At 65.0% G+C, this 23,384-nt stretch carries 20 protein-coding genes; 10 read left to right on the top strand and 10 right to left on the bottom strand.

The window, feature by feature from the left end:
* The first annotated feature begins 92 nt into the window (after nucleotides 1-92).
* Both ACZ46K_RS07130 and ACZ46K_RS07125 read left to right on the top strand, forming a co-directional pair.
* Nucleotides 93-1,346, top strand: coding sequence for a Glu/Leu/Phe/Val dehydrogenase dimerization domain-containing protein (locus ACZ46K_RS07130; protein ID WP_464747365.1), 1,254 nt, complete (start codon nucleotides 93-95; stop codon nucleotides 1,344-1,346).
* Nucleotides 1,339-2,769, top strand: coding sequence for an amino acid permease (locus tag ACZ46K_RS07125; protein WP_054806304.1), 1,431 nt, complete (start codon nucleotides 1,339-1,341; stop codon nucleotides 2,767-2,769). Before ACZ46K_RS07130 ends, ACZ46K_RS07125 begins: the two co-directional genes overlap by 8 nt.
* On the opposite strand, the gene ACZ46K_RS07120 is transcribed toward ACZ46K_RS07125, so the two are convergent.
* Complete coding sequence (locus ACZ46K_RS07120; protein ID WP_464749253.1) at nucleotides 2,727-4,259, bottom strand: FUSC family protein; 1,533 nt, start codon at nucleotides 4,257-4,259, stop codon at nucleotides 2,727-2,729. The two genes, ACZ46K_RS07125 and ACZ46K_RS07120, sit on opposite strands and share 43 nt — an antisense overlap.
* Nucleotides 4,260-4,676: 417 nt before the next feature.
* Between ACZ46K_RS07120 and ACZ46K_RS07115 the strand changes: the two genes are divergently transcribed.
* Nucleotides 4,677-5,780, top strand: a complete 1,104-nt coding sequence (locus ACZ46K_RS07115) for a hypothetical protein (protein WP_464747363.1) — start codon at nucleotides 4,677-4,679, stop codon at nucleotides 5,778-5,780.
* On the opposite strand, the gene ACZ46K_RS07110 is transcribed toward ACZ46K_RS07115, so the two are convergent.
* Nucleotides 5,719-6,063, bottom strand: coding sequence for a CD225/dispanin family protein (locus ACZ46K_RS07110; RefSeq protein ID WP_054806274.1), 345 nt, complete (start codon nucleotides 6,061-6,063; stop codon nucleotides 5,719-5,721). The two genes, ACZ46K_RS07115 and ACZ46K_RS07110, sit on opposite strands and share 62 nt — an antisense overlap.
* A gap of 155 nt (nucleotides 6,064-6,218) precedes the next feature.
* Between ACZ46K_RS07110 and ACZ46K_RS07105 the strand changes: the two genes are divergently transcribed.
* On the top strand, nucleotides 6,219-7,226 hold the full coding sequence (locus ACZ46K_RS07105) for an ABC transporter substrate-binding protein (protein ID WP_054810116.1): 1,008 nt from the start codon (nucleotides 6,219-6,221) through the stop codon (nucleotides 7,224-7,226).
* Nucleotides 7,227-7,373: 147 nt separating this feature from the next.
* Here ACZ46K_RS07105 and ACZ46K_RS07100 read toward each other — a convergent pair whose 3' ends face one another.
* Nucleotides 7,374-8,300 (bottom strand): helix-turn-helix transcriptional regulator, encoded by a 927-nt coding sequence (locus tag ACZ46K_RS07100; protein WP_054806275.1) that lies wholly within the window; start codon nucleotides 8,298-8,300, stop codon nucleotides 7,374-7,376.
* A 129-nt stretch (nucleotides 8,301-8,429) separates the two neighbouring features.
* On the opposite strand from ACZ46K_RS07100, the gene ACZ46K_RS07095 reads away from it, so the two are divergent.
* On the top strand, nucleotides 8,430-9,323 hold the full coding sequence (locus tag ACZ46K_RS07095) for an aldo/keto reductase (RefSeq protein ID WP_054806276.1): 894 nt from the start codon (nucleotides 8,430-8,432) through the stop codon (nucleotides 9,321-9,323).
* A gap of 235 nt (nucleotides 9,324-9,558) precedes the next feature.
* Nucleotides 9,559-10,131: an Rv1733c family protein gene (locus ACZ46K_RS07090; RefSeq protein ID WP_464747360.1), complete on the top strand. Its 573-nt coding sequence runs from the start codon at nucleotides 9,559-9,561 to the stop codon at nucleotides 10,129-10,131.
* A gap of 143 nt (nucleotides 10,132-10,274) precedes the next feature.
* Here the strand turns inward: ACZ46K_RS07090 and ACZ46K_RS07085 are convergent, their stop codons facing one another.
* Nucleotides 10,275-12,074 carry an alkyl/aryl-sulfatase gene (locus ACZ46K_RS07085; RefSeq protein WP_054806282.1) on the bottom strand — a complete coding sequence of 600 codons (1,800 nt, stop codon included), beginning with the start codon at nucleotides 12,072-12,074 and terminating at the stop codon, nucleotides 10,275-10,277.
* Between the two features lie 110 nt (nucleotides 12,075-12,184).
* Complete coding sequence (locus ACZ46K_RS07080; RefSeq protein ID WP_464747357.1) at nucleotides 12,185-15,379, bottom strand: type I restriction endonuclease subunit R; 3,195 nt, start codon at nucleotides 15,377-15,379, stop codon at nucleotides 12,185-12,187.
* Nucleotides 15,380-15,515: 136 nt separating this feature from the next.
* Between ACZ46K_RS07080 and ACZ46K_RS07075 the strand changes: the two genes are divergently transcribed.
* The 3 genes from ACZ46K_RS07075 (at nucleotide 15,516) to ACZ46K_RS07065 (ending at nucleotide 17,440) form a co-directional block, all read left to right on the top strand.
* Nucleotides 15,516-16,016 (top strand): hypothetical protein, encoded by a 501-nt coding sequence (locus ACZ46K_RS07075; protein WP_464747355.1) that lies wholly within the window; start codon nucleotides 15,516-15,518, stop codon nucleotides 16,014-16,016.
* Between the two features lie 39 nt (nucleotides 16,017-16,055).
* Entirely contained in the window at nucleotides 16,056-16,760 is a 705-nt protein-coding gene (locus ACZ46K_RS07070; RefSeq protein ID WP_464747353.1) for a DUF4352 domain-containing protein, read from the top strand.
* 80 nt (nucleotides 16,761-16,840) lie between these two features.
* Nucleotides 16,841-17,440 carry a DUF2510 domain-containing protein gene (locus tag ACZ46K_RS07065; RefSeq protein WP_464747351.1) on the top strand — a complete coding sequence of 200 codons (600 nt, stop codon included), beginning with the start codon at nucleotides 16,841-16,843 and terminating at the stop codon, nucleotides 17,438-17,440.
* Between the two features lie 16 nt (nucleotides 17,441-17,456).
* On the opposite strand, the gene ACZ46K_RS07060 is transcribed toward ACZ46K_RS07065, so the two are convergent.
* From ACZ46K_RS07060 to pdxR, 3 genes are all read right to left on the bottom strand, one after another.
* On the bottom strand, nucleotides 17,457-18,287 hold the full coding sequence (locus ACZ46K_RS07060; RefSeq protein WP_464747349.1) for an SGNH/GDSL hydrolase family protein: 831 nt from the start codon (nucleotides 18,285-18,287) through the stop codon (nucleotides 17,457-17,459).
* A gap of 186 nt (nucleotides 18,288-18,473) precedes the next feature.
* Nucleotides 18,474-19,241, bottom strand: coding sequence for a hypothetical protein (locus ACZ46K_RS07055; RefSeq protein WP_464747347.1), 768 nt, complete (start codon nucleotides 19,239-19,241; stop codon nucleotides 18,474-18,476).
* A 101-nt stretch (nucleotides 19,242-19,342) separates the two neighbouring features.
* Nucleotides 19,343-20,788 (bottom strand): MocR-like pyridoxine biosynthesis transcription factor PdxR, encoded by a 1,446-nt coding sequence (gene pdxR / locus ACZ46K_RS07050; RefSeq protein ID WP_464747345.1) that lies wholly within the window; start codon nucleotides 20,786-20,788, stop codon nucleotides 19,343-19,345.
* Between the two features lie 80 nt (nucleotides 20,789-20,868).
* Here pdxR and ACZ46K_RS07045 point away from each other — a divergent pair, with 80 nt between their 5' ends.
* A complete protein-coding gene (locus ACZ46K_RS07045) occupies nucleotides 20,869-21,501 on the top strand; it encodes a pyridoxamine 5'-phosphate oxidase family protein (protein WP_464747343.1) in 633 nt (210 codons plus the stop codon).
* Nucleotides 21,502-21,528: 27 nt separating this feature from the next.
* Here ACZ46K_RS07045 and ACZ46K_RS07040 read toward each other — a convergent pair whose 3' ends face one another.
* Nucleotides 21,529-22,572: an LLM class F420-dependent oxidoreductase gene (locus tag ACZ46K_RS07040; RefSeq protein ID WP_464747341.1), complete on the bottom strand. Its 1,044-nt coding sequence runs from the start codon at nucleotides 22,570-22,572 to the stop codon at nucleotides 21,529-21,531.
* Between the two features lie 158 nt (nucleotides 22,573-22,730).
* On the bottom strand, nucleotides 22,731-23,381 hold the full coding sequence (locus ACZ46K_RS07035; RefSeq protein WP_440126642.1) for an RES family NAD+ phosphorylase: 651 nt from the start codon (nucleotides 23,379-23,381) through the stop codon (nucleotides 22,731-22,733).
* Nucleotides 23,382-23,384 lie beyond the last annotated feature (3 nt).

Here is a 23,384-nt window from a genome sequence, read left to right as displayed (position 1 = left end):
TCGCCCTATCACTCAACCGAACCTCCGCACCGTGCACAGTTGCCTGAACCGCAGTTGCGTGCGGATTGTTACTGCCGTCACAGTTCTTCCCCATGAAGAACCTGCTGATGAAATTCGAAGACAAGGCTCCCGAGATCGTCTTCGAATGGCACGACACCGACACCACGGCCCGCGGCTGGGTCGTCATCAATTCGCTGCGCGGCGGAGCGGCCGGCGGCGGCACCCGTATGCGACGCGGCCTCGACCGCCACGAAGTCGAATCCCTCGCGAAGACCATGGAAATCAAGTTCACCGTGTCGGGACCGGCCATCGGCGGTGCCAAGTCCGGCATCGATTTCGATCCGTCCGACCCTCGCAAGGACGACGTCCTCCGGCGCTGGTTCGCCGCCGTCGCACCGTTGCTGCGCGCCTACTACGGGACCGGCGGCGACCTCAACGTCGACGAGATGGCCGAGGTCGTCCCGATCACGGAGGCCAACGGCCTGTGGCACCCTCAGGAAGGTGTCGTCACAGGACATTTCGGCAACGACGAACGGGAGCGCATCCAGCGAGTCGGCCAATTGCGGCTCGGCGTCGCGAAGGTCGTCGAAGATCCACGCTTCACCCCGGCCCTCGACGCGAAATACACCGTCGCCGACCTGATCACCGGATGGGGTGTCGCCGAATCGGTACGTCACCACCAGAACCTCCATCCCGGTAATGATCTCGCAGGGAAGCGGGTAGTCGTGCAGGGATGGGGCAACGTCGGCGCCGCTGCCGCCTATTACCTCGCCCAGGCCGGTGCCCGCGTCGTCGGCATCATCGACCGCGACGGCGGGATCCTCGACTCCGCCGGGCTGTCGTTCGACGAGATCCGCACCTTGCTGCTCACCCGCAACGGCAACGCTCTGCGCAGCGACCGGCTGCTGCCGTTCACCGAGGTGAACGAGAAGATCTGGGATCTCGGTGCCGAGATATTCCTCCCTTGCGCGGCAAGCCGTCTCGTCACCCGCGAGCAGATCGACCGGATGGTCTCCGCGGGACTCGAAGTGATCGCGAGCGGCGCCAACGTCCCATTCGCCGACGACGAGATCTTCTACGGCCCGACCTACGAACACGCTGACAAGTCTGTCGCCGTCATCCCTGATTTCATCGCCAATTGCGGCATGGCCCGCGCGTTCGCCCAGCTCATGGAGGGCGAGGTCGAGGTGTCCGACGCGGCGATCTTCAGTGATGTCTCCGATACCATCGCGACCGCGCTGCGACGCTGCCACGACCGCTCGCCCGAGCGCACCGGCCTCGCCGCAACCGCCTTCGAGATCGCCCTCGATCAGCTCGTACCCGCAGGGGAGCGCATCGATGACTGACACCCTTGTCGCCGCGCCCGCCACCGCAGCCGAACCGGCGGGACTGCATCGCGCGATGAAGCCGCGGCAGCTCGTCATGATGAGTCTCGGCGGCGCAATCGGCGCGGGCCTGTTCGTCGGGTCCGGCGCGGGAATCGCAGTCGCGGGCCCTGCCATCCTGATTTCGTTCCTGGTCGCGGCGGTGCTCGTGGTGTTCATCATGCGGATGATGGGCGAGATGGCGGCCGCGAACCCGGCCAGCGGCGCGTTCTCCACCCACACCGAAGCGGCGCTGGGTCCGGTCGCAGGTCGAACTATCGGCTGGCTGTACTGGATTCAGGTCATCATCGTGATCGCCGCCGAAGCGACCGGGGCCGCAGCAATCACCGCGGTGGCGCTGCCGGGAGTCCCGCAATGGGCGTCGGCGCTGTTCTACATGGTGGTCCTCACCGGCGTGAACCTCGTGGGCGTCAAACGTTTCGGCGAAGTCGAATTCTGGTTCGCCGCAATCAAGATCACGGCCATTCTCGCGTTCCTCGCGGTCGGTGTCGCCATGATCGCGGGCTGGATGCCCACCTTCGACACCACCGGTTTCGCCAACCTGACCGCCCACGGCGGTTTCGCACCGACCGGCATCGCGGGGATCGCTGCAGGTCTGCTGATCGTCGTCTTCGCATTCGGTGGCACCGAGATCATCGCGATCGCCGCCGCCGAAACCTCCGATCCGCGACGCAACGTCGGCCGCGCCGTACGCACCCTCGTCTGGCGGATTCTCGTGTTCTACATCGGTTCCGTGCTGGTGATGGTGACGATCCTGCCGTGGACGTCGGAGGATCTCGCGACCGGGCCGTTCGTCGCGGTGCTGCAGGCCGGCGCTGTGCCTGGTGCCGCCGCGGTGATGACGGTGATCGTGGTGGTGGCGCTGCTGTCGTCGCTCAACGCGATGCTGTTCAGTGCCTCGCGGATGATCTTCTCTCTGTCGCACCGGGGTTCGGCACACCCCGCATTCGGGCGCACCTCGAAGAACGGAGTCCCCCGCAACGCGGTGCTCGCGTCGGTGGCATTCGGGTTCGTCGCCGTCGGCTTGAACTACGCCTACCCCGACAAGGTGCTTCCGCTGCTGCTCAACGCCGTCGGCTCCACGATTCTGGTGCTGTGGACGTTCGTCGCCGTATCGCACATGGTGTTGCGACGCCGGGCTCGGCGCGACGGCACCGAGGATGCGCTGCCGCTGAAGATGTGGGGCTTCCCATACCTGTCGTATGCGACACTCGGTCTGCTCGCGGGGATCGTGATACTGGCCCTGTTCGACAGCGCCGCCCGCACGCAGCTCCTTGCGACGGGCGCCCTCACCGCAGCGATCGCCGGGACGTGCACGGTTCTCCACCGTCGCCGGAACCGCTACCGCTCGGTGTCGGCGCCGGGAGAAGTCAAGATTCGATAGCCCTGTTCGTGCAGACGACGATGTTCCGGCCAGCGATCAGCGGCCCATGCAGGGTCGCTGTGCGCGGCCGTGATGGCGGCGGTGGTGGAGGCGTGCAGGTCGAACTCGAGGTCGCGACGCAGCTCGGAAAGTCCCTCGTCCTCGGTCGCCGAGGTTATCCGCGAGATGACGTCGCGGATCCGAGCATCCGCAAACATCAGGATCCGGCGATGAGCACGCGGCAACACACACCACATGACGACCAGCGCGACTACGACACCGACGACGGTTTCGAGAAAGCGGTCCCGAGCCGCGATCCCCAGTCCTACCGGGGTCCCGAGCCCGCCGAGGATCAGCGCGAGCGGGGTGATGAACACCATCGCGAGTCCGTAGTTCCGCACCAGAAAGAACTCGGTCCCGGCCATCATCAACGCCAGCGCCACGACGAGCACGCCCCCGGGCAGTTCGAAGACGGCGAGTCCGGCAAGCAGTCCGAGACCGAGCACGGTCCCCACGAATCGGTGTGCTGCCCGGTACGTGCCGAGGACCCGGTCCGGCCCCTGATGCAGGATCATCGCGGCCGTGATCACCGCCCAATCCGCCCTACCGACTCCCAGCTCAATCGCGATTGCCCCGGCCATCGGGCACGCCACGAGCAACCGCACCACGATGGTCGTCGAACGAGCACGCAGATGCGCCGCACGAGCAAGGCGATGACGGACCGACGGCCGACGCAGCGGGACCTGCGGGCGGAGATCGTCCGCGGGGCTCGCCTCGTCATGATCGCCGCCGTGCAGGAGGGCGACGCATCGCACGTGAGCCCTGTACAGGGTCCGTGTCAACGGGTGACCCGAGTCGTCGGCGAGGCCCGCGTCATGCAGGCATTGCCACGCCGCATGCAGATCGTGCAGTGCTGTGCGGCGATGTGCCGGCGAATTGTCCGCCAGCACCGCATCGACGGCGGTGACCGCAGCACCGACCATCATGAGCTCCGGGGTGCGTGGCCGAATCAGGACGCCGGACATCGAGATCACGAGCGCGGTGCCCGCCCCGATCGCCGTCCACGCCACGATCGACGCGACCGACACTCCGGCGGAAGGCAGAGCCGAAGCGATTTCCAGGGTGAACAGCAGCAGAAACGCTCCGGGCGCGCCGAGTCGCAGCGCATCGACGACGAACGCGCACGACGCGACCACGACGGTCATGATCAGGACCACCGCCATCGCCCACCACTCGGAACCACCTGCAGCGACAGCTCGGTGGACCTCGGACCCGACGGCCGCGCCGACTCCCGCCAGCACGACGAGCACTGTCCCGATGATCGCCACCATCCGCCAGCGCACCCGGTAGGGCCTGCCCTCGCCGTAGACGACGGCGAATGCGCCGAGGGTAGCGACCGCGGCAACAGATCCGAACCCGGCGGCGAGACCGACAAGCCCCGGCAGTGCAACGCTCAGCGCGGCACGTGCCGCGCCCGGCCACCGGCGCCCGCGGCGCGGCACCGCCAGCATCGCCGACCACGGCGAGGCAGGAGTGGGAATGGGCAGGTCGATACCCGTCGACTGCTGTACTCCCGTTCCTTCCCACACAACAGTCCAGACTAGAAAGTACGCGGGCCGATTCCTGAATCCCAGGTGGACGATGAGGCATATTTCACGCCGGACACCGGCGTCGGGCGGTGTTCTGCTCGCACTCGGGTTACATCGCGACGAGTCTCCGGTCGCCGGAAGGTCTACATTTCCGGACACCTCTGGAAGGGAAGAAGCACGAAGCTGACAGTGACGACATTCGTATCGCTCGACGGAGTGGCACAAGGTCCCGGCGGCCCCGAGTACGGACCCGCCGAGGTGGAGTAAGCGACCACCCCGACCGTCTGTCGCCGGCAGTTCGCCCGCTGACACTGCTGCAATCCTGTTGAATCAGGATCTGTGGTCACCCGATCCGAGAACTCGCACGGCCGACTATTACGCACCGCGTACGGCAGTGCGTACGCCGAAGCGTTCCTCGTCATCGCGATCGTCACAATTCTGACGACTCGGCTCTACCTGGCTTTGACCGGCTATCCGCAGGTGGGCGGGTCGACGCTGCACATCGCGCACGCACTCTACGGCGGGGCCGCGATGATGACAGCTCTTCTGATCGGATGGCTGTTCCTCGGTTTCGGACCGCGAGTGCTGGCAGTCGTACTGGGCGGCATCGGTTTCGGGCTGTTCCTCGACGAAATCGGAAAGTTCGTCACCAAGGACAACGACTATTTCTACGGTCCGTCCGCGGAAATAATGTATGTACTCATCGTCGTCGTCCTCGTGGCAAACCGGCTGATTCGCATCGCCCGGGCCCCGACGGCAGCGGAGTACCTGGCGAACGCCGCCGCCATCGCCGCGGACGGCCTGGCCGGCGGAATCCCACCCCACCGGCGCGAGGCCGCCGCACGCATGCTCGACCAGGCCCGAGACCTCGGCAGCGACATTCATGTGATCGAGGGACTTCGTGTGGTGCTCGCTTCGGCGGAACACCGAACCGACCATCTCGGGGCAGGTCAGCGGTTCGCGGCAGGTCTCATCCCGAGGTTCTTCCGAAGTCCTCGATGGGTTCCGATCGTCGGGTGGCTCATCGTTCTGGCCGCTGCGGCGGGAGTGGTGTTCGGCGTTGTGCAGATGGTGACCGGAGGAGTGGATCTCAGCACCGACGACACCGATATCGACATCGACAGGATGGGCATCACCAGTGGCATCTTGTTCCTGAGCGCGACGATCACGCTCTGTATGGCTCTCCCCTCCATGGTCGCCGTTCACCGCAGCGACTCGCTGCGTGCGTTGCGCACACTGCGCACTGCCGCGCTGATCTTCACCACGTTGAACGCACTGGCCGACTTCGCGACCTCAGGTTTCGGTGCACTCCCCACGCTCGCGATCGGTCTGTTCACCATGGCGGTGTTGTCGCACCACATCTCGGTCCGAACCGCACAGCTCAGCGATACGACGGGTAGTCCGTCACCGCCTCGACGCTCGCCATCGCCACAACGAAGATGACGACGTAGAGCACGATGAACAGAACCATGAAAACCGCCCAGATGATCAGAGAGATCTTCCCCAGCTTCTTCGCCTGGGCCGACGCGCGGTGGGCACCCTCGTAGTCGCCCATCATGTACAACGGGAACACCTTGGACGAGTTGTCGAACGCCGAGAAGGCGAGCGGCCAGAAGAAAATGAGAGCGGCAACAGCCCAACCGGTGTTCTGGGCGGGCAACACCGGCCGCAGGTGGTTGGCCGCCGGGCCGTTCTGGAAACCTGCCTGCTGGAACTGCTGGGTCATCGTGCCTCCGATTTCATCACGTCCGCGGAGACAAGGGTCCCCGTCACATAATTGGATGCACCGAAGAGCGGTTTGGTTCCCTCGCCGAGCAAATTTGTTGTGCGCACTCGGGTGCGCGCACCATCGACCGAGTCCGATAATTTAGGCTCACCTACATGTCGAAAATTTTGTCACGCATCGGCGTCGCGGCTCTCGCGACCGTGTTCCTTGCCGCCTGCGGCACGTCGAACACGCCGAGCTCAGGGGCCGGAAACGCCGATGTCGCGACAGGTGGGGCGCAGTTCAGCACCGCCGACAGCGAAACCGCCGAGCTCGGCAGCGACGCCGAACCCGGCGTGTTCCCCCGCACCGTCACCCACGCCCTCGGCGACACGGTCATCGAAAGCAAGCCCGAGCGTGTGGTTGTGCTCGACAGCGGCGAACTCGACGACGTGCTGTCGCTCGGTATCACCCCCGTCGGACTGGCCAACCCGGAAAGCGCTTCAGGGCAGCCGTCCTATCTTGCCGACGAACTCGACGGCGTGACCACCGTCGGAACGGTCAACAACCTCGATCTCGAAGCGATCAGTGCGCTCCGGCCCGACCTGATCATCGGCAGCAAACTCCGGGCCGACACGCTGTACCCACAGCTCTCGGAAATCGCGCCGACCGTGTTCAGCATCCGCCCCGGTTTCCCTTGGAAGGAGAACTTCCTCCTCGTTGCGGACGCACTGGGTGACGAGAACGAGGCGGTGGAGGTCCTCAACAACTACCAGACGCGCGCCGACGAGGTACGCGAGTCGATCGACGGTGATCCCACGATCTCGCTCGTCCGGTTCATGTCGGGCAAGCTCCGCCTGTACGGCAATCTGTCGTTCATCGGCGTGATCCTGCAGGATGTCGGACTCCCCCGCCCTGAGATCCAGGACATCGACGAGCTGGCCGTCGAGGTCAGCCCCGAAACCATCACGGAAGCAGCGGGAGACCAGATTTTCTACACCAGCTACGGCCGCCCCGAGGACACCGGCGAAGCAGCAGTCGTCTCGGGACCGCTGTGGAACCAGATCGAGGCTGTCCAGGAGGGGCGAGTGGAACGCGTCAGCGACGAAACGTGGTTCCTCGGCCTCGGCCCGACCGGCGCGATGCTCGTGCTCGACGATCTTCAGGACATGCTCGGCTCCTGACCTCTCCGCGAACCTCACACTTCCCCCGCTCGGAATCCCGGGCGGGGGGAAGGCGTCTCGACGACACGCACTTCGGAGATGTCGCCGTCGCGCGACTGCACGAGCGCGATACCCGATGTCACGTGGAGGGTTCGGTCAGCTTGTCCATCAATGATCCTTCCTGGATCGAGTATCACTTGCCGACGGCTGCGGATCGGCAAGTGTTGTGGCCGCCCACGTGGTGAGCAACTTGAGTCCGTCGTCGGAGGGCGAACCCGGAACTGCGGTGTACACGTTGATCTGCAATCCGGTATCGGCTGGAAGCTCCAGCGCCTCGTACGCGAGTTCGAGTCGGCCCACCGCCGGGTGATAGAAGACCTTTGTGCCACTGCGGTGCAGACGCACGTCGTGGGAGGCCCACATCCGGCGGAAATCCTCACTGCGAGTGGATAGTTCCCCTACCAATGCAATGAGCGCAGTGTCGTAGGGATTCTTTCCTGCCTCAGCTCGCAGGATCGCGACCGCATCGCGAGCGATCTTCTCCCACCTGTCTCCCCAATACTTCTGCGCGGCATCGAGATCGAGGAAATGAAATCGGGCGGTGTTCACCGGTTTGTTCGCGATCCGCTCGGGTGAATCGTACATCGGCGAGTGCAGGGCCCTGGCCGTGAGATTCGTTGCCAGGATATCGAGCCGGCCGTTGCGTACCAGAGCGGGCACGCTCTCCATCGAGTCGAGGATGCGCTGCACAACCGGTCGGACGCTCGCAGACGACGCACGACGGGCCCGCGACCGCGCAGCCCCGGATGCATTCGCCGTGCGTGCAAGGTCGAACAGGTGATTACGCTCGGCTTCGTCGAGTTGCAGCGCCTCGACCAACGCCTCGAGTACCGATTCGGACACACCACCGAGGTTTCCTCGCTCGAGGCGGGTGTAGTAGTCGACGCTCACACCGGCGAGCATCGCCACCTCTTCGCGCCGCAACCCGGGCACACGCCGCTTGCTCCCTCCGTATGCGGGCAGCCCCGCTTTGTCCGGCGTGATCCGGGCACGTCGCGAGGCGAGAAACTCCGCCGTCTCCGCCTTCAGGTCCATGGCGTCGACGGTACGTGCGGAAACCTGCGCTCGGGAGGTACTGGCATTACTCCCAGCACAACCACCGCCCACAAACGGGGTACCCGCAGGCCCTCCCACACCTCGCGAGACACTTCTATCGTGGTCACCATGCCCACGAACACAGTTCCTGACTTCACACTCAACAACGGCATCACTATGCCCGCACTCGGCTTCGGCGTCTTCCAGACACCGCCGGACGAGACCATCGCAGCAGTCGAAACTGCACTTCAGACCGGCTACCGGCACATCGACACCGCGGCCGCCTACGGCAACGAACGGGAAGTCGGCGAGGCCATCCGCCGATCCGGCCTCGACCGCGCCGACATCTTCATCGAAACCAAAGTCTGGATCAGCGACTACGGCTACGACGCCACTCTGCACGCCTTCGACAAGGCCGTAGGCAAACTCGGCGTCGATCAACTCGACCTACTGATCCTGCACCAGGCACTGCCCTCCCGGTTCGACCTGACACGCGAGGCCTACCGAGCACTCGAGACGTTGCTCGCCGACGGCAAGGTCCGCGCGATCGGCGTCAGCAACTTCATGGCCGAGCACCTCGACCAACTCCGCGAAACCTCCACCGTGACACCGGCAGTCAACCAGATCGAGGTACACCCGTACTTCCAGCAGCCCACCGTGCTCGCCGCGGACAAGGCACACGGAATCCTCACTCAGGCCTGGTCGCCGATCGGTGGCATCACCTTCTACCGCGACGGTAAGAACAGCAGCACCCTCGACGACCCGACCATCCGCGCGATCGGCGATGCGCACAACAAGACCGCCGCCCAGGTAATGCTGCGCTGGCACCTGCAGCAGGGCCGGTCCGCGATCCCCAAGTCGGTCACCCCGAGCCGCATCGCCGAGAACTTCGCTGTCACCGACTTCGAGCTCACCGACGCCGAACTGGCCTCGATCGACGCTCTCGACACCGGAGTGCGCGGTGGCCCCGAACCCGAGGCGATCACCCTTGAAACCTTCGGCAGAGCAATCCCCGAAGCCTGATCACTCCCGCACCGCACTCGAGGTGCTCGTCCGCCCGTAACCTTTCGCGCCGAGGGCGCCGGGTATTCCGCGTCGTGCGGAAACATCCACCAACCTGGGCCGATTCCACACCGGAGTGTGGGAGACAGGACGATAATTTGTGAATGTCCTGGACGAACAGTGCCACGCAGCTACCCGGGATCCTCATTGGGTCGAAGGGCTGGGCGACATGACCATGCGTGCGCAGGGAGGCCCCATGCGCCGATTGTGGCGCAGCGCTCCCTGGAGCCGCAACCCTCTGATGGGCGGATTCCATCGACTCGAAACCGTCGCCGTTGCAGTGATCGTGGCATTCGTATTGCTGATGGTGCCGATCGCCGGCGCGATCGGGACCGTGTACTACGCCAACTCGAGCGAACGGGCCCAGGGCGAGCGCGATACCCGGAAGCAGGTGGGCGCGGTGCTCCTCGAGGATTCCCGTCCCGCCGCTCCCGATGACGATCCGCGAATCCCACGTGAGAGTGACTACGCGTCCGCACGCTGGTTCGTCGACGGTGTCGAACACATCGGCCGACTCCAGACTCCTTCCGGCGCGACGGCCGGTCAGGAAATCACCGTGTGGGTCGACGCCGACGCGCTGCCCACGACCGCGCCACAGTCCGGGATTCATGCCGGGCTCGACGGCGTCGCGCTCGCCGTCACGGTGTGGTTCATTTCTGCCGGATCCGCCATCACAGCGTTGTACGTCCTGCACCGGATCGGACTGCGCCGAAGGATGGCTCAATGGGACCGTGAATGGGAAGCGGCCGATCACAGGCCGTCGAGGTAGTGGCAATCCCGGTCCCCCACACTTCGATCAGCAGGCCATCGTCCTCCGGCGGCAGCTCCGTCGCTGCCGTGCAGGACCGCGGCGACGACGGTGTACTCGTAGTCCACGAGCCTCGGCGGTCATAGCGAACAGCTCGATCCCGATTACGGGGAGACGATCGGGAAAGCAGGGTCAGCGACGTCGGTCAGCTCGACGATTCTGCTGATGGCCGCCGCGTCGCCGTCCATCGTGATGCCGTCGGCTCCGGACCCCGCGAGCAGGCCGAGCAACTGCGGCTTCGTCAGTGTCACCACGAGATCCGCCGGATCCGACCGCCTCGTCGGATAGTGAACCAGCACCCCGTTGGACAGCTCCATACGATAGGTCTCGTCCACATCGGTGAAGTGCCAACGGATCGTCGCAGTCACATCCCATGCTCGCGGGCCATCGATACGGATCGCGATGCTGTCGAAGACCTGCGTGATGGTGAGTGCGGTAGCCATGCCCGCCGCGCTGACCTCCGCCGGATGTGGCGGGCCATCGACCTCGCTCGCACCGACGAGAAAGTTGTTCCGCCACGTCGCGCACTCGGAGCCGTACCCGAGTCGAGTCAGGACGTCAGCGAGCACTTCTTTCGCCCCGGCGTGATCAGGCTCGGCGAACACCGCATGGCTCGCGAGTTCGGCTGCGAAGCGCAAATCGCCCTCGGCCGCAAACTCTCTGGCCTTCGCGACAGCGGAATCGATCCCGCCGACAGCGCGGACGTAGCGGGCGCCGGCCGCTTCCGGAGGGTGCTGCCACAGGTGCGCCGGGTTGCCGTCGTACCAACCGAGATAGCGCTGGTAAATCGCCTTCACATTGTGGCTGACCGAACCGTAGTACCCGTGGGTGTGCCACGCGGCATCCAGAGCAGGCGGCATCGGAAAGTCCTCGGCGATCTCACTGCCCACCAACCCCTGGTTGAGGCGGCGCAGCGTCTGATCGTGGAGATAGGCGTACAGGTCGCGCTGTTCGGTGAGATACCCGATCAGCTCGTCGGTGCCCCAGGTCGGCCAGTGATGCGAGGCGAAGGCGACGTCGGACTCGTAGGCGAACATTTCGATCGCCTCGGCGAGGTACCGCGACCAGTTCCGCGCGTCACGCACCTCCGCGCCCCGCAACGTGAGCAGATTGTGCAGATTGTGCGTCGCGTTCTCCGCCAGGCAGAGCGCGCGGTGATCGGGGAAGTAGAAGTTCATCTCCGATGGCGCTTCGGTTCCCGGCGTCACCTGGAACACCATGTGCACACCGTCGAACGTCTCCTCCTGTCCGGTGTGGGTGATGTCCAGCGTCGGCGCAAGGAGTCCGACGGTTCCGCTGGACGTGCTGGGCCCGAGGCCCGCTCCCAGGGTGCCGGTTGCGCCGACCGGGAGCACGATCCCGGTGTGGTACATCCCGCGCCGCAGCATCGCACCACCGGCGTAGACGTTCTCGGAGACCGCGTGTTCGAGGAAATGTTCGGGAGCAACAATCGGCACGGTGGTGTCGGCGTCGACGACACCGAGTACGCCGCCGAAGTGGTCGATGTGGGAGTGCGTGTAGATGACCGCGGCGACCGGGCGATCGCCGCGGTGTTCGCGATACAGCGCGAGACCCGCCGCGGCGCACTCTGCGGATACCAAGGGGTCGATCACCACCACTCCCGTATCGCCTTCGACGAGCGTCATGTTCGACAGGTCGTAGCCGCGGATCTGGTAGATGCCCGCGGTGACCTCGAACAACCCGTGTATCGCGGTCAGCTGCGCCTGGCGCCAGAGGCTCGGGTTCACGGTGTCTGGGCAGTCGCCGGTGGTCGCCGCAGCGAAGCCGTCGGCGTCGTAGACCACCCGGCCATCACCGGCGTGGATCTGCGCGGGTTCGAGCACGGCTACAAGACCGCGATTGGCATTGTCGAAATCGGTGCGGTCGGCAAAATCAGCGGGCATCAGCACTCCTCGCAGAATGGTGGTGGTACAACGCTATCCCTGAGTCACGGCTCAAGGATGCGTTTCGCCGCGCATTCGATACATGGATGTGCCCATCGGCGAGTGGCGGTTCACGCCGCCATGGTGGGTGCAATCGCCTCCATCTGCTCGAGCACCAGTTTGATCGCTCCCGTCTGCCTGTCCGGCGGGTACTTGTAGCGAGTCAGCAAGCGCTTCACCTGCGACCGCAATTTGGCCTTGACGTCCTCGCGCACCTTCCAGTCCGTCTTGATGTCGCGCCGCATGACTCCGACGAGTTCGCGGGCGATCTGCGCGAGAACATCCTCGCCCATCCCTTCCAACGCCGACTCGTTCTGGGACACCGCGTCGTAGAACGACAACTCGTGATCACCGAGAGGCGGGTCGAAGCGCTGCCCGCGCTGTGCTTCGGCCTGAACCTCTTTCGCGACCTCGACGAGTGCCGCGATCACTTCGGCCGACGTCAGCTGACTGTTGGTGTATTTGATCATCAGTTCCTGCAGCTTCTGAGAAAACGCTCGCTGTCGCACCAGGTTGTGGCGCGACACCTTGCGGGATTCCTCCGACACCAGCTTGCGCAGTGCTTCGATCGCCAAGGCCGGGTTCTTCGCCTGCAGAGTGCGTTCGAGGAAGTCCGCGTTGAGGTCGGCGAGAGACGGCTTGGGCATGCCGGCTGCGTCGTAGATGTCCAGCACCTCGCCGGATTCCACGGACGCAGCCATCAGCGCGCGCAGAGCCCGCTTGACGTCCTCGGGCACCGCGACACCGTTCGCCTGCCGCTCGGCGGCATCGAATTTTGCCACGTACACCCGCACTTCCTCGAAGAAGCGCGCATCGCGAGCGAGTGGCTGGACCTCCTCGTGGGTACTGCAGATCGCCCACACCCGCGACAGCTGCGACGCGTGCTCACGGAAGCGGGCAGAGAGGGTCTTCTCGCCTTCGGCGACCTTGTTCTGCGGGTTCTGCTTGTCTCGCACGAAGTTGACGGTCGCGAGAACCGCGTCGAGCCAGGCCCGCGGGCCGGGCGCGTTTCGGTGCGCCCGCCAATCGAACCCGTGCAGCATGTTGTCGAGGATCGTCATGCAGTTCTTCACCGCGTCGACCGCCTCTTCGACAGGTCTGCCGAGCGGCTTGGTCGTGCGGTCCGAAGCCGTGTACTCGGCCAGTGCGTCCGCCAGGTTGTCCGCGACAGGCGCATACGCAACCAGCAAACCATCCTGCTTGCCGCGGAATGTGCGGTTCACACGAGCGAGGGTCTGCATCAACAGCGCGCCCTTGAGGGGCCGGTCGAGATACAGCGTGTGCAGCGGTGGCGCGTCGAATCCGGTGAGCATCATGTCTTTGACGATCACGAGTTCGAGCTCGTCGTCGATGTCTTTGAGACGCTTCTTGATTGCTGCGTTCTCGGAATCGCGACGCACGTGGTCGCTGATGGGCGGCTTGTCGGTCGCGTCGCCGGAGTACACGACCTTGATGCGACCGGCGGAGAGTTCGTCGGAGTGCCAGCCGGGCCGGAGCTTGACGATCTCGTTGTAGAGGTTGGCGCAGATCTCACGGGTCGCACCGACGATCATCGCCTTGCCGGGGGCCGTCGGATTCTCTTCCGAACCCACGAACTTCGCCATCTGCGAGCGACGACGCTCCCAATGTGCGACGAGGTCTTCCGCGAGCATCTGGAGTCGAGCCGGCGTGCCGTAGACGGCGTTGATGACGGCGACGGACTTCTCGATGCGTGATCGCTCGGTATCGTCGAGGCCCGCAGTGAGCTCGTCGGCCGACGCGTCGATCTGCTCCTCGGTGATCTCCCCGGCGAACGACACCTTCACGAGTCGAATCTCGAAATGTACTGGGACGGTGGCGCCGTCGTCGACCGCGCGCGTAAGGTCGTAGACGTCGATGTAGTCGCCGAATACCGCACGAGTATTGCGGTCCTCGAACGAGATCGGCGTTCCGGTGAACGCAATGAGGGTTGCGTTCGGGAGTGCATCGCGCAGGTGCCGAGCGTATCCGTCGAGGTCGTCGTAGTGACTGCGATGAGCTTCGTCCACGACCACGATGATGTTGCGGCGGTCCGACAGCTCGGGGTGACTGAGTCCGGCCTCACGTTCCTCCCTGCTCTTCCCGAACTTCTGCAGGGTCGTGAAGTAAATGCCACCGGTGGTGCGTCCGGAGAGTTCCTGGCGCAGCTCTTCGCGTCGGCGAATCTGCTTGGGCTGTTCGGGAAGCAGTTGCGAGCGGGCGAAGGTTTCGTAGAGCTGGCCGTCGAGTTCGTTACGATCGGTGATCACCACGATCGTCGGGTTGGCGAGCTTCGGATGACGGATCACCTGGTTGGCGTAGAGCTCCATCTCCATGGACTTTCCGGAACCCTGGGTGTGCCAGACGACGCCGGCCTTACCACCGGAACCGACGGCGACCACCGTGGAACCTACAGCTTTGGAGACTGCGAAATATTGGTGCGGCTTTGCAATTCGCTTGAGTAGACCGCTCTCACTCTCGTCGAATGCGGTGTAGTTGCGGAGGAGCTGAAGAAACCGCTCCTGATTGAAGATTCCGAAGAGCGCGGTGTCGAGCGGATGATGATCGCCGCTGGGCTCGACGGGGGCTCCGTCGTCGTCGACGTTCCACGGGGAGAAGTGCTCGAAAGGCGTGAAGGGAGTGCCGTACGACGCGGTGATCCCATCGGAGACGAGGGCCATCACGGCGTAGCGGAAGGCGAGCGGGAATTCACGCAGGTAGGTCTGCAGCTGAGCGTGGGCGTCGTTGAGGCTGGCGTACTCGCTGCCCGCGTTCTTCAGTTCGACGACAGCGATCGGCATACCGTTCAGGTACAGCACGAGATCGAAGCGGCGCTCGTAGTCGCTGCGGATCACGGTGACCTGGCTGGCCACGAACCAGTCGTTGTCGTCGGGATCGACGGACACGAGCCGGATTGTCGGTGTGACTTCCACTCCGGTGTCGTCGGTGTAGGAGATCTTGCGCAAGCCCTCGGTGAGGCACTCGTGGATAGCCCGGTTCTCCGCGATGGCGTCGGTCGAGCCGGCCGTCGCCACGAGCGCAACGGCGTCGTCGACGGCGCTGGTGGGCACGTCCGGATTCAGTTCGACGATGGCGGCACGCAAACGCGAGGGTACGAGAAGATCGTCCCACGAGGTGCGCTCACCCGAGCCTGGAGCGATATCGGCGCCGGGAATGTACCGCCACCCGAGCTCGCCCAATGTCTCGAGCGCCATCTGTTCCCACACCGATTCGCTGAAGCGTCCGGGGAAGTCCAAAACGTCTGCCATGCACACAATTTAGAAGCTTCCACGAGAAGGAGCGACACAAGCATCCGATAAGGGGGGTTATCGGCCTGAAAATGGTTCAGGCCGCCTGCCGGAACGCACGATTCTGGTGTTCCGATTACTTGATCAGGAGATCGCCGTGACCATTCAGTTCGCTCCTGCGACCACCGTTCCCGACTACTACGCCGATGACCGTCGCACCGCAGGCGACGGCGCCGGCAGCCGCTTCTGGCCGGGTTTCTCGGTGGGCGCGTGTGCCGCGACGATGGCCGGGGCACTCATCGCTATGGGGTCCCTCCTGGCAGATCGAGCGCCGCTGTTCGAGATCGACGGCACCGTCACCCTCATCGACGGCGCCACCTCCAGCAGCACGTCGGGATTCGACTGCGAAGGCGCCCACGGCTACGACGACATCTCTCCTACCGCCGCGGTCCGGGTATCCGACGACGCCGGAACCCTGCTCGCGACTGGTTCGCTCACACACAGCGTGAGCGAAGGCAATTTCTGCACCTTCTTCTTCACCGTCCCCGAGGTGCCGCGCGGCGCGGCGTCCTACGACGTGGAGATTTCCCATCGAGGGTCCGTCTCCTACGACGAGACCGAAGCCGATTCAGGAGTGCATCTCACTCTCGGCAACTGATCCATCCGCCCTCCCCTTCTCGAGAAAACGAGGCCTGTCATGACCATGCCCAACCAGCCCGATCCGCGCATTCAGCAGCCCAACCCTCAGCATCCGACGCAGCCGGCAGGGTGGCAGCAGTCCGGTGGATTCGCGCCGAATCTGCAGCCCGCGCCGCAGGAGCCGAAGAAGCGCAAGAAGTGGCCGTGGATCGTAGGCGCATTCGTCGCACTGTTCGTCATCGTGTCCGTGTCGGGCAACGACGAGGAACCGACTGGCGATTCTGCTCCGGGTGTCGCGGCACCTGCGGCAGATGCCCCCGCCGCACAGGCCCCTGAAACGGAAGCCCCTGATGTCGAAGAAACGACCGCATCGATGAACATGCCCGTGCGCGACGGCAAGTTCGAGTTCGTCGTTACTGATATCGAGGCCGGCGTAACCACCCTGGGCGACAACCCGTTCCTGGCGAAAGACGCCCAGGGGCAGTTCGTGATCGTCACGATGACGGTCAGCAACATCTCCGACGCGCCGAAGGGACTGAGCCCCAGCGACCAGAAACTGATGGACGAGCAGGGTCGCACTTTCAGCCCCGATTCCTCGGCGGCGCTGAACCTGGATTCGGACGTACCGATCTGGGATGAGATCAACCCGGGCAACACCGTCACGATGCCGGTCGTGTTCGACATGCCTGCGGACGCCGTTCCCACCGCGATCGAACTGCACGACTCCATGTTCTCCGGCGGAGTCACCGTCTCACTGCAGTAATTCCCTCTCCCTGCCGGTGCGCCCGATGAGGGGTCGGGCGCACCGGCGCTCCCTCAGCCATTCCCGAAAGGACTCTTTCGATGTCTCCCGACAATTCTCCGGCACCCGCCGGCTGGTACCCGCACCCCGACGGCGGACAGCGCTATTGGGACGGAGCCGCGTGGCTCGACCTGCCCGACCCCGAGTCGGGCGGCACTCCCAAGAGGAAGATCCGCAAGAAGCCGATCTTGGTTGCATTGGCCATCGTCGTCCTCGTCGCCGTGGGCAGCACCGTGACGTGGAAGGTCAACCACGACGCTCAGGTCGCCGCGCAGGTGGCCGCGGCGGAGGAGGCCGCAAACCAGGAGGCCGAGCGCGTCGCGGCAGAGAAGGCCGCTCAGGAGAGCCGCGACGAGACGGAGCGCGCATCACGGCAGCTCAGTGTGACGGGCATCGAATCGAGCATCGAGGAGATGGCGAACGAACACGTCGCAGAGGGAATGCTCGACGGCCCAGTGCTGTCGGTGACGTGTTCACCGGTCAATGGTGGTTCGACGGACAACCTGAGTGAAACCACCACCGTCTTCGAGTGTTTCGTGGCCAACGAGGATGTCGGCGGCGGACGGATGCGCGGCTACACCTACCACGCAACGATGAACTGGACGACCGGCAAGTACACCTACGGGTACGGCGAGGCGTAATGCGCTCCGGAGTCGGTCAGCCCGCCTGCAGCACCTCCACCACTCGCCGGGCCATGTGTCGCATACCGGCCTCGGTGGGATGCAACTGCCTCGCCAGCGACAGCGGATACTGCCCCTCGAAGAAGCTGTTGCCGGGCAAGGCGCATGCGTCGTGCCCTCCCGCTCCGACTGTGACATCGACGAATTCGGCGCCGGCGCCAGCAGCAGAGCCGGCCAGTACACGATTCATCCTCGTGAAGAATCCGTTGACGAAGGCCGCGTCGGCGTCGCTGGTGGGGATGTTCGGCCAGCATCCGCGGGTGCCGAAGATGCCGCCGTGGCCGACCAGCAGAACCCGTGCGTTCGGCGCCCTCTGGCCGATGACTCCGAGCGTTGCAGTCACCTTCGGCCCGAGTGCACCGAGCGCAGTGTCCATTCGCGATGCCACGGCCGGATCGGTCCGACAGTGCGCATCGACAAACGGAGCACTGGTGTAGCACGCGGAAACCAATTTGGGCCAGGCGATGTCGTTGCCACCGACACTGACTGTGACGAGGGTGGTATCGGGTCTGAGCGCGTCGAGCTGAGGCGGCACCGGTCCGGTCGACGTCTGTTGCGGAACCGAGGTGAGGTGCTCGGTGCGCGCTCCTGTGCACGAGACGTTCGTGAACGATTCCGGGTGCAATATCTGCGCCACCACACCCGGGTATCCCAGGTTCGATCGCGCGCACCCGTCGAGCCGGGCAGCGGCGTCGAGATATGGCCCGGCAGCCCGTGAGTCGCCGAGGGCAACGTAGCGGACATGTGTGTCGGCAGAGCCCAACGCCGGACTCGACAACACCGCGATCGCAGCAACGATTGTCGCCACGACCAACGCGCGCACCGCGGGGATTGGGTTTCGTCCCCCGGCTGCTTCAGATGCAACAACGCTCACGAAACAGCATTATCCGGTACAAGCGCTGTGACGGCAGGGTAAACGAGACCGACCACATACACAGATTTCCTAAAGCCGCTTTCCGGCTCGGTTGGCGTCGAGTTGATCGCACGACCCACATCAGCAAGCACTGGGCTCACCTTCCTCGACGACCGAGAGGACGGCGTCGCCCTCACCGATCAACGCACCGGCCGACGGCGTCTGGTCGACGACGATCCAATTGCGATCCTGCACCTGCGCGCGTCCTTCGCCAGTGGCATCGATGCTCCGCGAATAGAACACGCCGACAGCCTGAATCTCGTCTTGCGCCGCTTGGAGATCCATGCACAGAACAGCGGGCATGACCGCTGTCGATGCAGCGGTCGATGTCACTGCCGCGGCAGCGACCGTGCCCGTCGGCGCCACAACGCGCGCCGTCGTTGCCGCCTCCGTCGATGTCGGAACTGCCGACGAAGTCGATGCGGTGGCATGAGCCGAAGACTGCGGCGTCGTGACCGCACCGTCCTCGGATGGCGCATCGAGCCCGTCCGAGATGTCGATGATGATCCCGAAGAGCACGAAGAACGCTGCCACAACCACGGCGATCACGACACCGCGGCGCACCCTCGAGGGTGGCGGCAGTGGAGGTGGGGGCGCGAACGCTGCCGGATGTCCGGCCAAGAACGCGCGGTGCCCTGCCTCCGCTCGGGCAGCGAGCGAGTCGCGCTCGGCCTTGACCCGCGAGCGATGCTGCCGTATCAGTGTGCCGACAGCGAGGTAGACGAGACCGACCGTGAACATCAGCTGAACGAGGGCAGACCCGACGTTGCCATGGATCAATTCCACGATCGCCAGCCACAGCGTGATGCCCGCGAACATCCCCGCGAGAACCCTCAGGTAGGGCTTCAAGTGTGCTCCTCAACTACCTGGCGACACGCACACGGTCGGCGTGGCCTCGTAGGGTGAAATCGGGTGCAGCGACCATGCCGTTACCGACGCCCTCGTCACATCTACCCAGCGAGCACCTGCCGCACCGCCGTCGCGATCACCGTCGCCACCTCCCCCGCTGTGGATTCGGGCAGGCACGCATAGCCGCACACCAACCCGCGTGGACCCTGGTCACCCGCGAACTGCGCCGACACCGGAGTCGTACGGACCCCGAGTTGCTCGGCAGTTACCGCGACCGCCACGTCGTCGAGGCCATCGGGCAGGCGCAACACCACGTGCAGTCCTGCATCGATGCCCACCACACGCACCCCCTCCAAGTCGCCGGTCCGTCGTCGGAGCGCGTCCACGAATGCGGCGCGGCGAGCCCGGTACGTGCGCGCCGTTCGCGCGAGATGCCGGGTCAGGGATCCGTCGTCGATAAATGCGGACAGTGCGAGTGCCGACATCGCGTTCGCCCCCTCACCGCACACGGATACCGCCTCGGAAATGTTGGCGCGCAGTGGCTCCGGCGGTATCAGCCAGGAGAGCCGTAACGTCGGCGACAGGATCTTCGACGCGGTCCCGAGATAGGCGACACAGTCGCGTCCGCCGTCGACGCTGCGCAGAGCAGGCAGAGCCGACACGTCGTACCGGAATTCGCCGTCGTAGTCGTCTTCGATCACGAGCATTCCGGTAGCTGTCGCTCGGTCCACCAGCTCGGCGCGACGCGCGACGGGCATGCGCGATCCCAGCGGATACTGGTGTGCGGGTGTGCAGTAGACGGCGGCATCGGTGTCGGCGAGGAGTTGCGGAGGCAGTCCGTCGTCGTCGACGGGAACCGGTCGGATACGAGCACCTTCGGTGATCAGCGCGCGACGGGCCCGATGGTATCCGGGTTCTTCGAAGGCGACGTCGCGTCCGCCGAGTCCGGCAGCCACCGCAAGGACACGCGTAGCCGCGGCAACGCCGGGAAGTATCACGAGATCATCTGGATTCACCGCGATTCCGCGGGTACGGCGCAGGTGCACGGCGAGTGAACGCCGAAGTTCGGGGTGGTCCAGCGGGTCGACGCTACCCGTGGCCCGAGGTGCACTCGCAGCTCGGCGCCAAGCCCGCCGCCACGACGGTTCGGCGATGAGTGCCGTGTCGGGGAGTCCGGGACGGAGGTCGACGACTGCCGGAGCGGGGCGGGTTCGGGCCGGCGGTACCGGTGCCGCGTCGGGCGCGACCGGATGGGGTTGCGTGTGCGCGCGGGCAGCGATGTCGGCCCCGGGGGCAATCCGGGTAGCAGATCCGGGCACCGCAACAACGAATCCTGAAGCGGCAAGCTCGTCGTATGCCTCGACAACTCCACCTCGCGCCACTCCCAACTCGGCGGCAAGCATCCTCGACGACGGGAGGGCATCGCCGACCCGTAAGTGGCCGAGTCGGATCTGCTCGACGATCACTTCGGCAATGCGGTGTCGCAGCGGCGCCTTCCCGTCGGGCACTGCCAACGGCAGGTGGACAGGAGGGGATACGCGTGGCACGGCTGCCAGAATACTGGTCTGCCAGTATTGCTGGAATGCGGATCTGTTCTCCGGTCCAGATAGCCGGCAGGGTTGATGTCATGGACACCCTCACTCGCTACCCCGACCGCGCCCGCACCGACCGCGAAGACCTTGATCGAGTGCTCGATGCCGCGACGACCTGCACGTTCGCCACTGTGCTAGACGGACAGCCGTGGCTGGTGCCGATGTTCTACGCCCGGGACGGCGACCGGATTCTGCTGCACGGCTCAACCGGGGCCGGCGCGCTGCGCCACGTCGCGGCCGGGGCGCCCGTTGTTGTGAGCGTGATGCTTCTCGACGGCATCGTCGTCGCCGAGGATCTGTATCACTCGTCGGCCAACTACCGCTCGGCTGTGGTCCGCGGCACCATCGAGCAAATCAGCGGGAACGAGGCGCTCGATGCCCTGAACATCCTGTCCGACAATTTGATTCCCGACCGCAGCACCGAGGTTCCCGGCCCGACCGGCAAGCAACTCGCGGGCACGTCGGCGCTGGCGCTGACGATCCGGCCCGGCCAATGGACCGTGAAGGAACGGAATGCGCCGCCGACCCGAACCGACGCGCCGGGGCCGTGGGCCGGGGTGGTACCGCTACGCACCGTCGCCGAGCGCCCGGTGCCGGCTCCGTGGATATCCGACGACGCGCCACTCCCCGCATCGGTGCAGCGGCTGATCGCCCGGTACGGCTCCTGACCTCATGAGAGGTGAACTCGTGATTCGTCAGGCATCCACGATGGCGCGCAGCTTCTCGATCTGCGCCACACGGCCAGCCGCATCGGGGGCGAGTGCCCGGACGTTCAGCGTCGTCGCGCCAGACTCCTTGAACGCCGCGACCCGTTCGCGCACGTAGCCTTCGGGCCCGATCAGCGAGATCGCGCGCACCAGGTCGTCGGGCACGGCCGCGGCAGCTTCCTCCTTCTTCCCGTCCAGGTACAGATCCTGGATGGTCTTGGCTTCCGCTTCGTATCCGTACCGGCAGGCGAGGTCGTTGTAGAAGTTCTTGCCTCGCGCACCCATTCCGCCGATGTACAGCGCCAGGTGCGGTTTGACGACGTTGAGCAGGTGATCGACGTCGTCTCCGATTGCGAGCGCCGGTCCGGCGTAGACCTCGAGATCACCGAGAGACGGATCGCGACGCGCCGCACCCTTCGCCAACGACTCGCCCCACACATCGTGTGCCCGTTCGGGGTGGTAGAAGATCGGCTGCCAGCCCTCCGCGATCTCTGCCGTCAACGCCACGTTCTTGGGTCCCAGTGCGGCAATGACGATCGGGATGCGCTCGCGCACCGGATGGTTGATGAGCTTCAACGGCTTACCGAGGCCGGTGCCCTTCTCCGGAGGAAGCGGAATCTGGTAGTGCTTGCCGTCGTGGCGGACGGGTTCACGTCGCCACACCTGCCTGCAGATGTCGACGAGTTCGCGTGTGCGGCCCAGCGGCGAGTCGTACGGCACGCCGTGAAAGCCTTCGATCACCTGCGGACCTGATGCGCCGATGCCGAGCACGAACCGACCGCCCGACACGTAGTCGAGGCCCGCCGCCGTCATCGCCATCAGCGACGGGGTGCGTGTGTAGATCTGAAAGATTCCGGACGCCAACTGCACCGTCTTGGTCTTCGCTGCGAGGTACCCGAGCTGGCTGACGGCGTCGAACGAGTACGCCTCGGCCATGAAGATGATGTCTAGTCCGGCGCGCTCGAGATCAGCTGCCTCCTCGACGGTCTCGGCGAACCCGCCGCTGTAGGTGATCATCGTTCCGATGCGCATCGGTAGTACTCCAATCGAACGACCCGGTGTCGAGAACGGATCCGAGTTTCGCGAACCTGAGGATTCAGGCAGTTCAACACCTCACGGCACCATGACGCAAAGACACATCGCCGATTCAACCCATCAGCAATGCCTATGAACATGTGGGCAGGATCTGATCACATCGTCGATGACAGAACGGCGTTGTAACGCGCGAGCATTCGTTCAACGAGCACCAGACCGGACGGGCTATCGAGCCGGAGTGAGTCTTTGCTGTCGACGGCAAGTTCGGGATGGTGGGCATGGGAAGGGTCTGCAGTAAGCATCCATGCGAAGCGGTCTTCGTTGTGGCGGCACCGGTATGTCAGACCGCCGGCCGAGGGCGCTGCTGTCAGCAGTGCTCGTGCCCATGTTCGGGTCTGCACGTAATCGGAGGGGTCTGATTTGGTGAGCCAGGTGTCCTGACCGACGGCGGACAGGTGCGGGCCGTACAAGGCTATCACGGTGAGGTCGGTCGTTACGGTGAGCCGACTCAAGACACGGCCTGAAATCTGGACCCGCGGTACCAGTCTGGGACGGGCCGTCACTGCCAAGCCCCTACACAGTGTCTCCGCAACGGCAGCCTCCGGTGAATCGCCGACGTAGGTATAAGCGTAGTCACCGGCGAGGCTGTCGAATCGGGCCCCGCCAGGAATTGTGGGCTGCGGAGTCGGATTCATCGCATTCGCCGCGTACTTGTTGTGGTGTATCCGCCACAGCTCGGCGCCTGCAGGGAGAGTTACCAGAACGGGCGCGCCCGTCAGATCTGGAGGCGGCGATGCCGCAGGCACCGG

The organism is Rhodococcus sp. JCM 9793 (genome assembly GCF_055380405.1).
This window is presented reverse-complemented; position numbering and strand designations above follow the sequence as displayed.

Excerpts from the sequence above, each read along its gene's own strand:
- ACZ46K_RS07085 (WP_054806282.1), bottom strand. The coding sequence starts at position 12,074 with ATGCCCGCTGATTTTGCCGACCGCACCGATTTCGACAATGCCAATCGC.
- ACZ46K_RS07110 (WP_054806274.1), bottom strand. The coding sequence starts at position 6,063 with ATGACCCAGCAGTTCCAGCAGGCAGGTTTCCAGAACGGCCCGGCGGCC.
- ACZ46K_RS07105 (WP_054810116.1), top strand. The coding sequence starts at position 6,219 with ATGTCGAAAATTTTGTCACGCATCGGCGTCGCGGCTCTCGCGACCGTG.
- ACZ46K_RS07100 (WP_054806275.1), bottom strand. The coding sequence starts at position 8,300 with ATGGACCTGAAGGCGGAGACGGCGGAGTTTCTCGCCTCGCGACGTGCC.
- ACZ46K_RS07040 (WP_464747341.1), bottom strand. The coding sequence starts at position 22,572 with ATGCGCATCGGAACGATGATCACCTACAGCGGCGGGTTCGCCGAGACC.
- ACZ46K_RS07125 (WP_054806304.1), top strand. The coding sequence starts at position 1,339 with ATGACTGACACCCTTGTCGCCGCGCCCGCCACCGCAGCCGAACCGGCG.
- ACZ46K_RS07120 (WP_464749253.1), bottom strand. The coding sequence starts at position 4,259 with ATGCTGGCGGTGCCGCGCCGCGGGCGCCGGTGGCCGGGCGCGGCACGT.
- ACZ46K_RS07090 (WP_464747360.1), top strand. The coding sequence starts at position 9,559 with ATGCGCCGATTGTGGCGCAGCGCTCCCTGGAGCCGCAACCCTCTGATG.
- ACZ46K_RS07080 (WP_464747357.1), bottom strand. The coding sequence starts at position 15,379 with ATGGCAGACGTTTTGGACTTCCCCGGACGCTTCAGCGAATCGGTGTGG.
- ACZ46K_RS07045 (WP_464747343.1), top strand. The coding sequence starts at position 20,869 with ATGGACACCCTCACTCGCTACCCCGACCGCGCCCGCACCGACCGCGAA.
- ACZ46K_RS07070 (WP_464747353.1), top strand. The coding sequence starts at position 16,056 with ATGACCATGCCCAACCAGCCCGATCCGCGCATTCAGCAGCCCAACCCT.
- ACZ46K_RS07130 (WP_464747365.1), top strand. The coding sequence starts at position 93 with ATGAAGAACCTGCTGATGAAATTCGAAGACAAGGCTCCCGAGATCGTC.
- ACZ46K_RS07065 (WP_464747351.1), top strand. The coding sequence starts at position 16,841 with ATGTCTCCCGACAATTCTCCGGCACCCGCCGGCTGGTACCCGCACCCC.
- ACZ46K_RS07095 (WP_054806276.1), top strand. The coding sequence starts at position 8,430 with ATGCCCACGAACACAGTTCCTGACTTCACACTCAACAACGGCATCACT.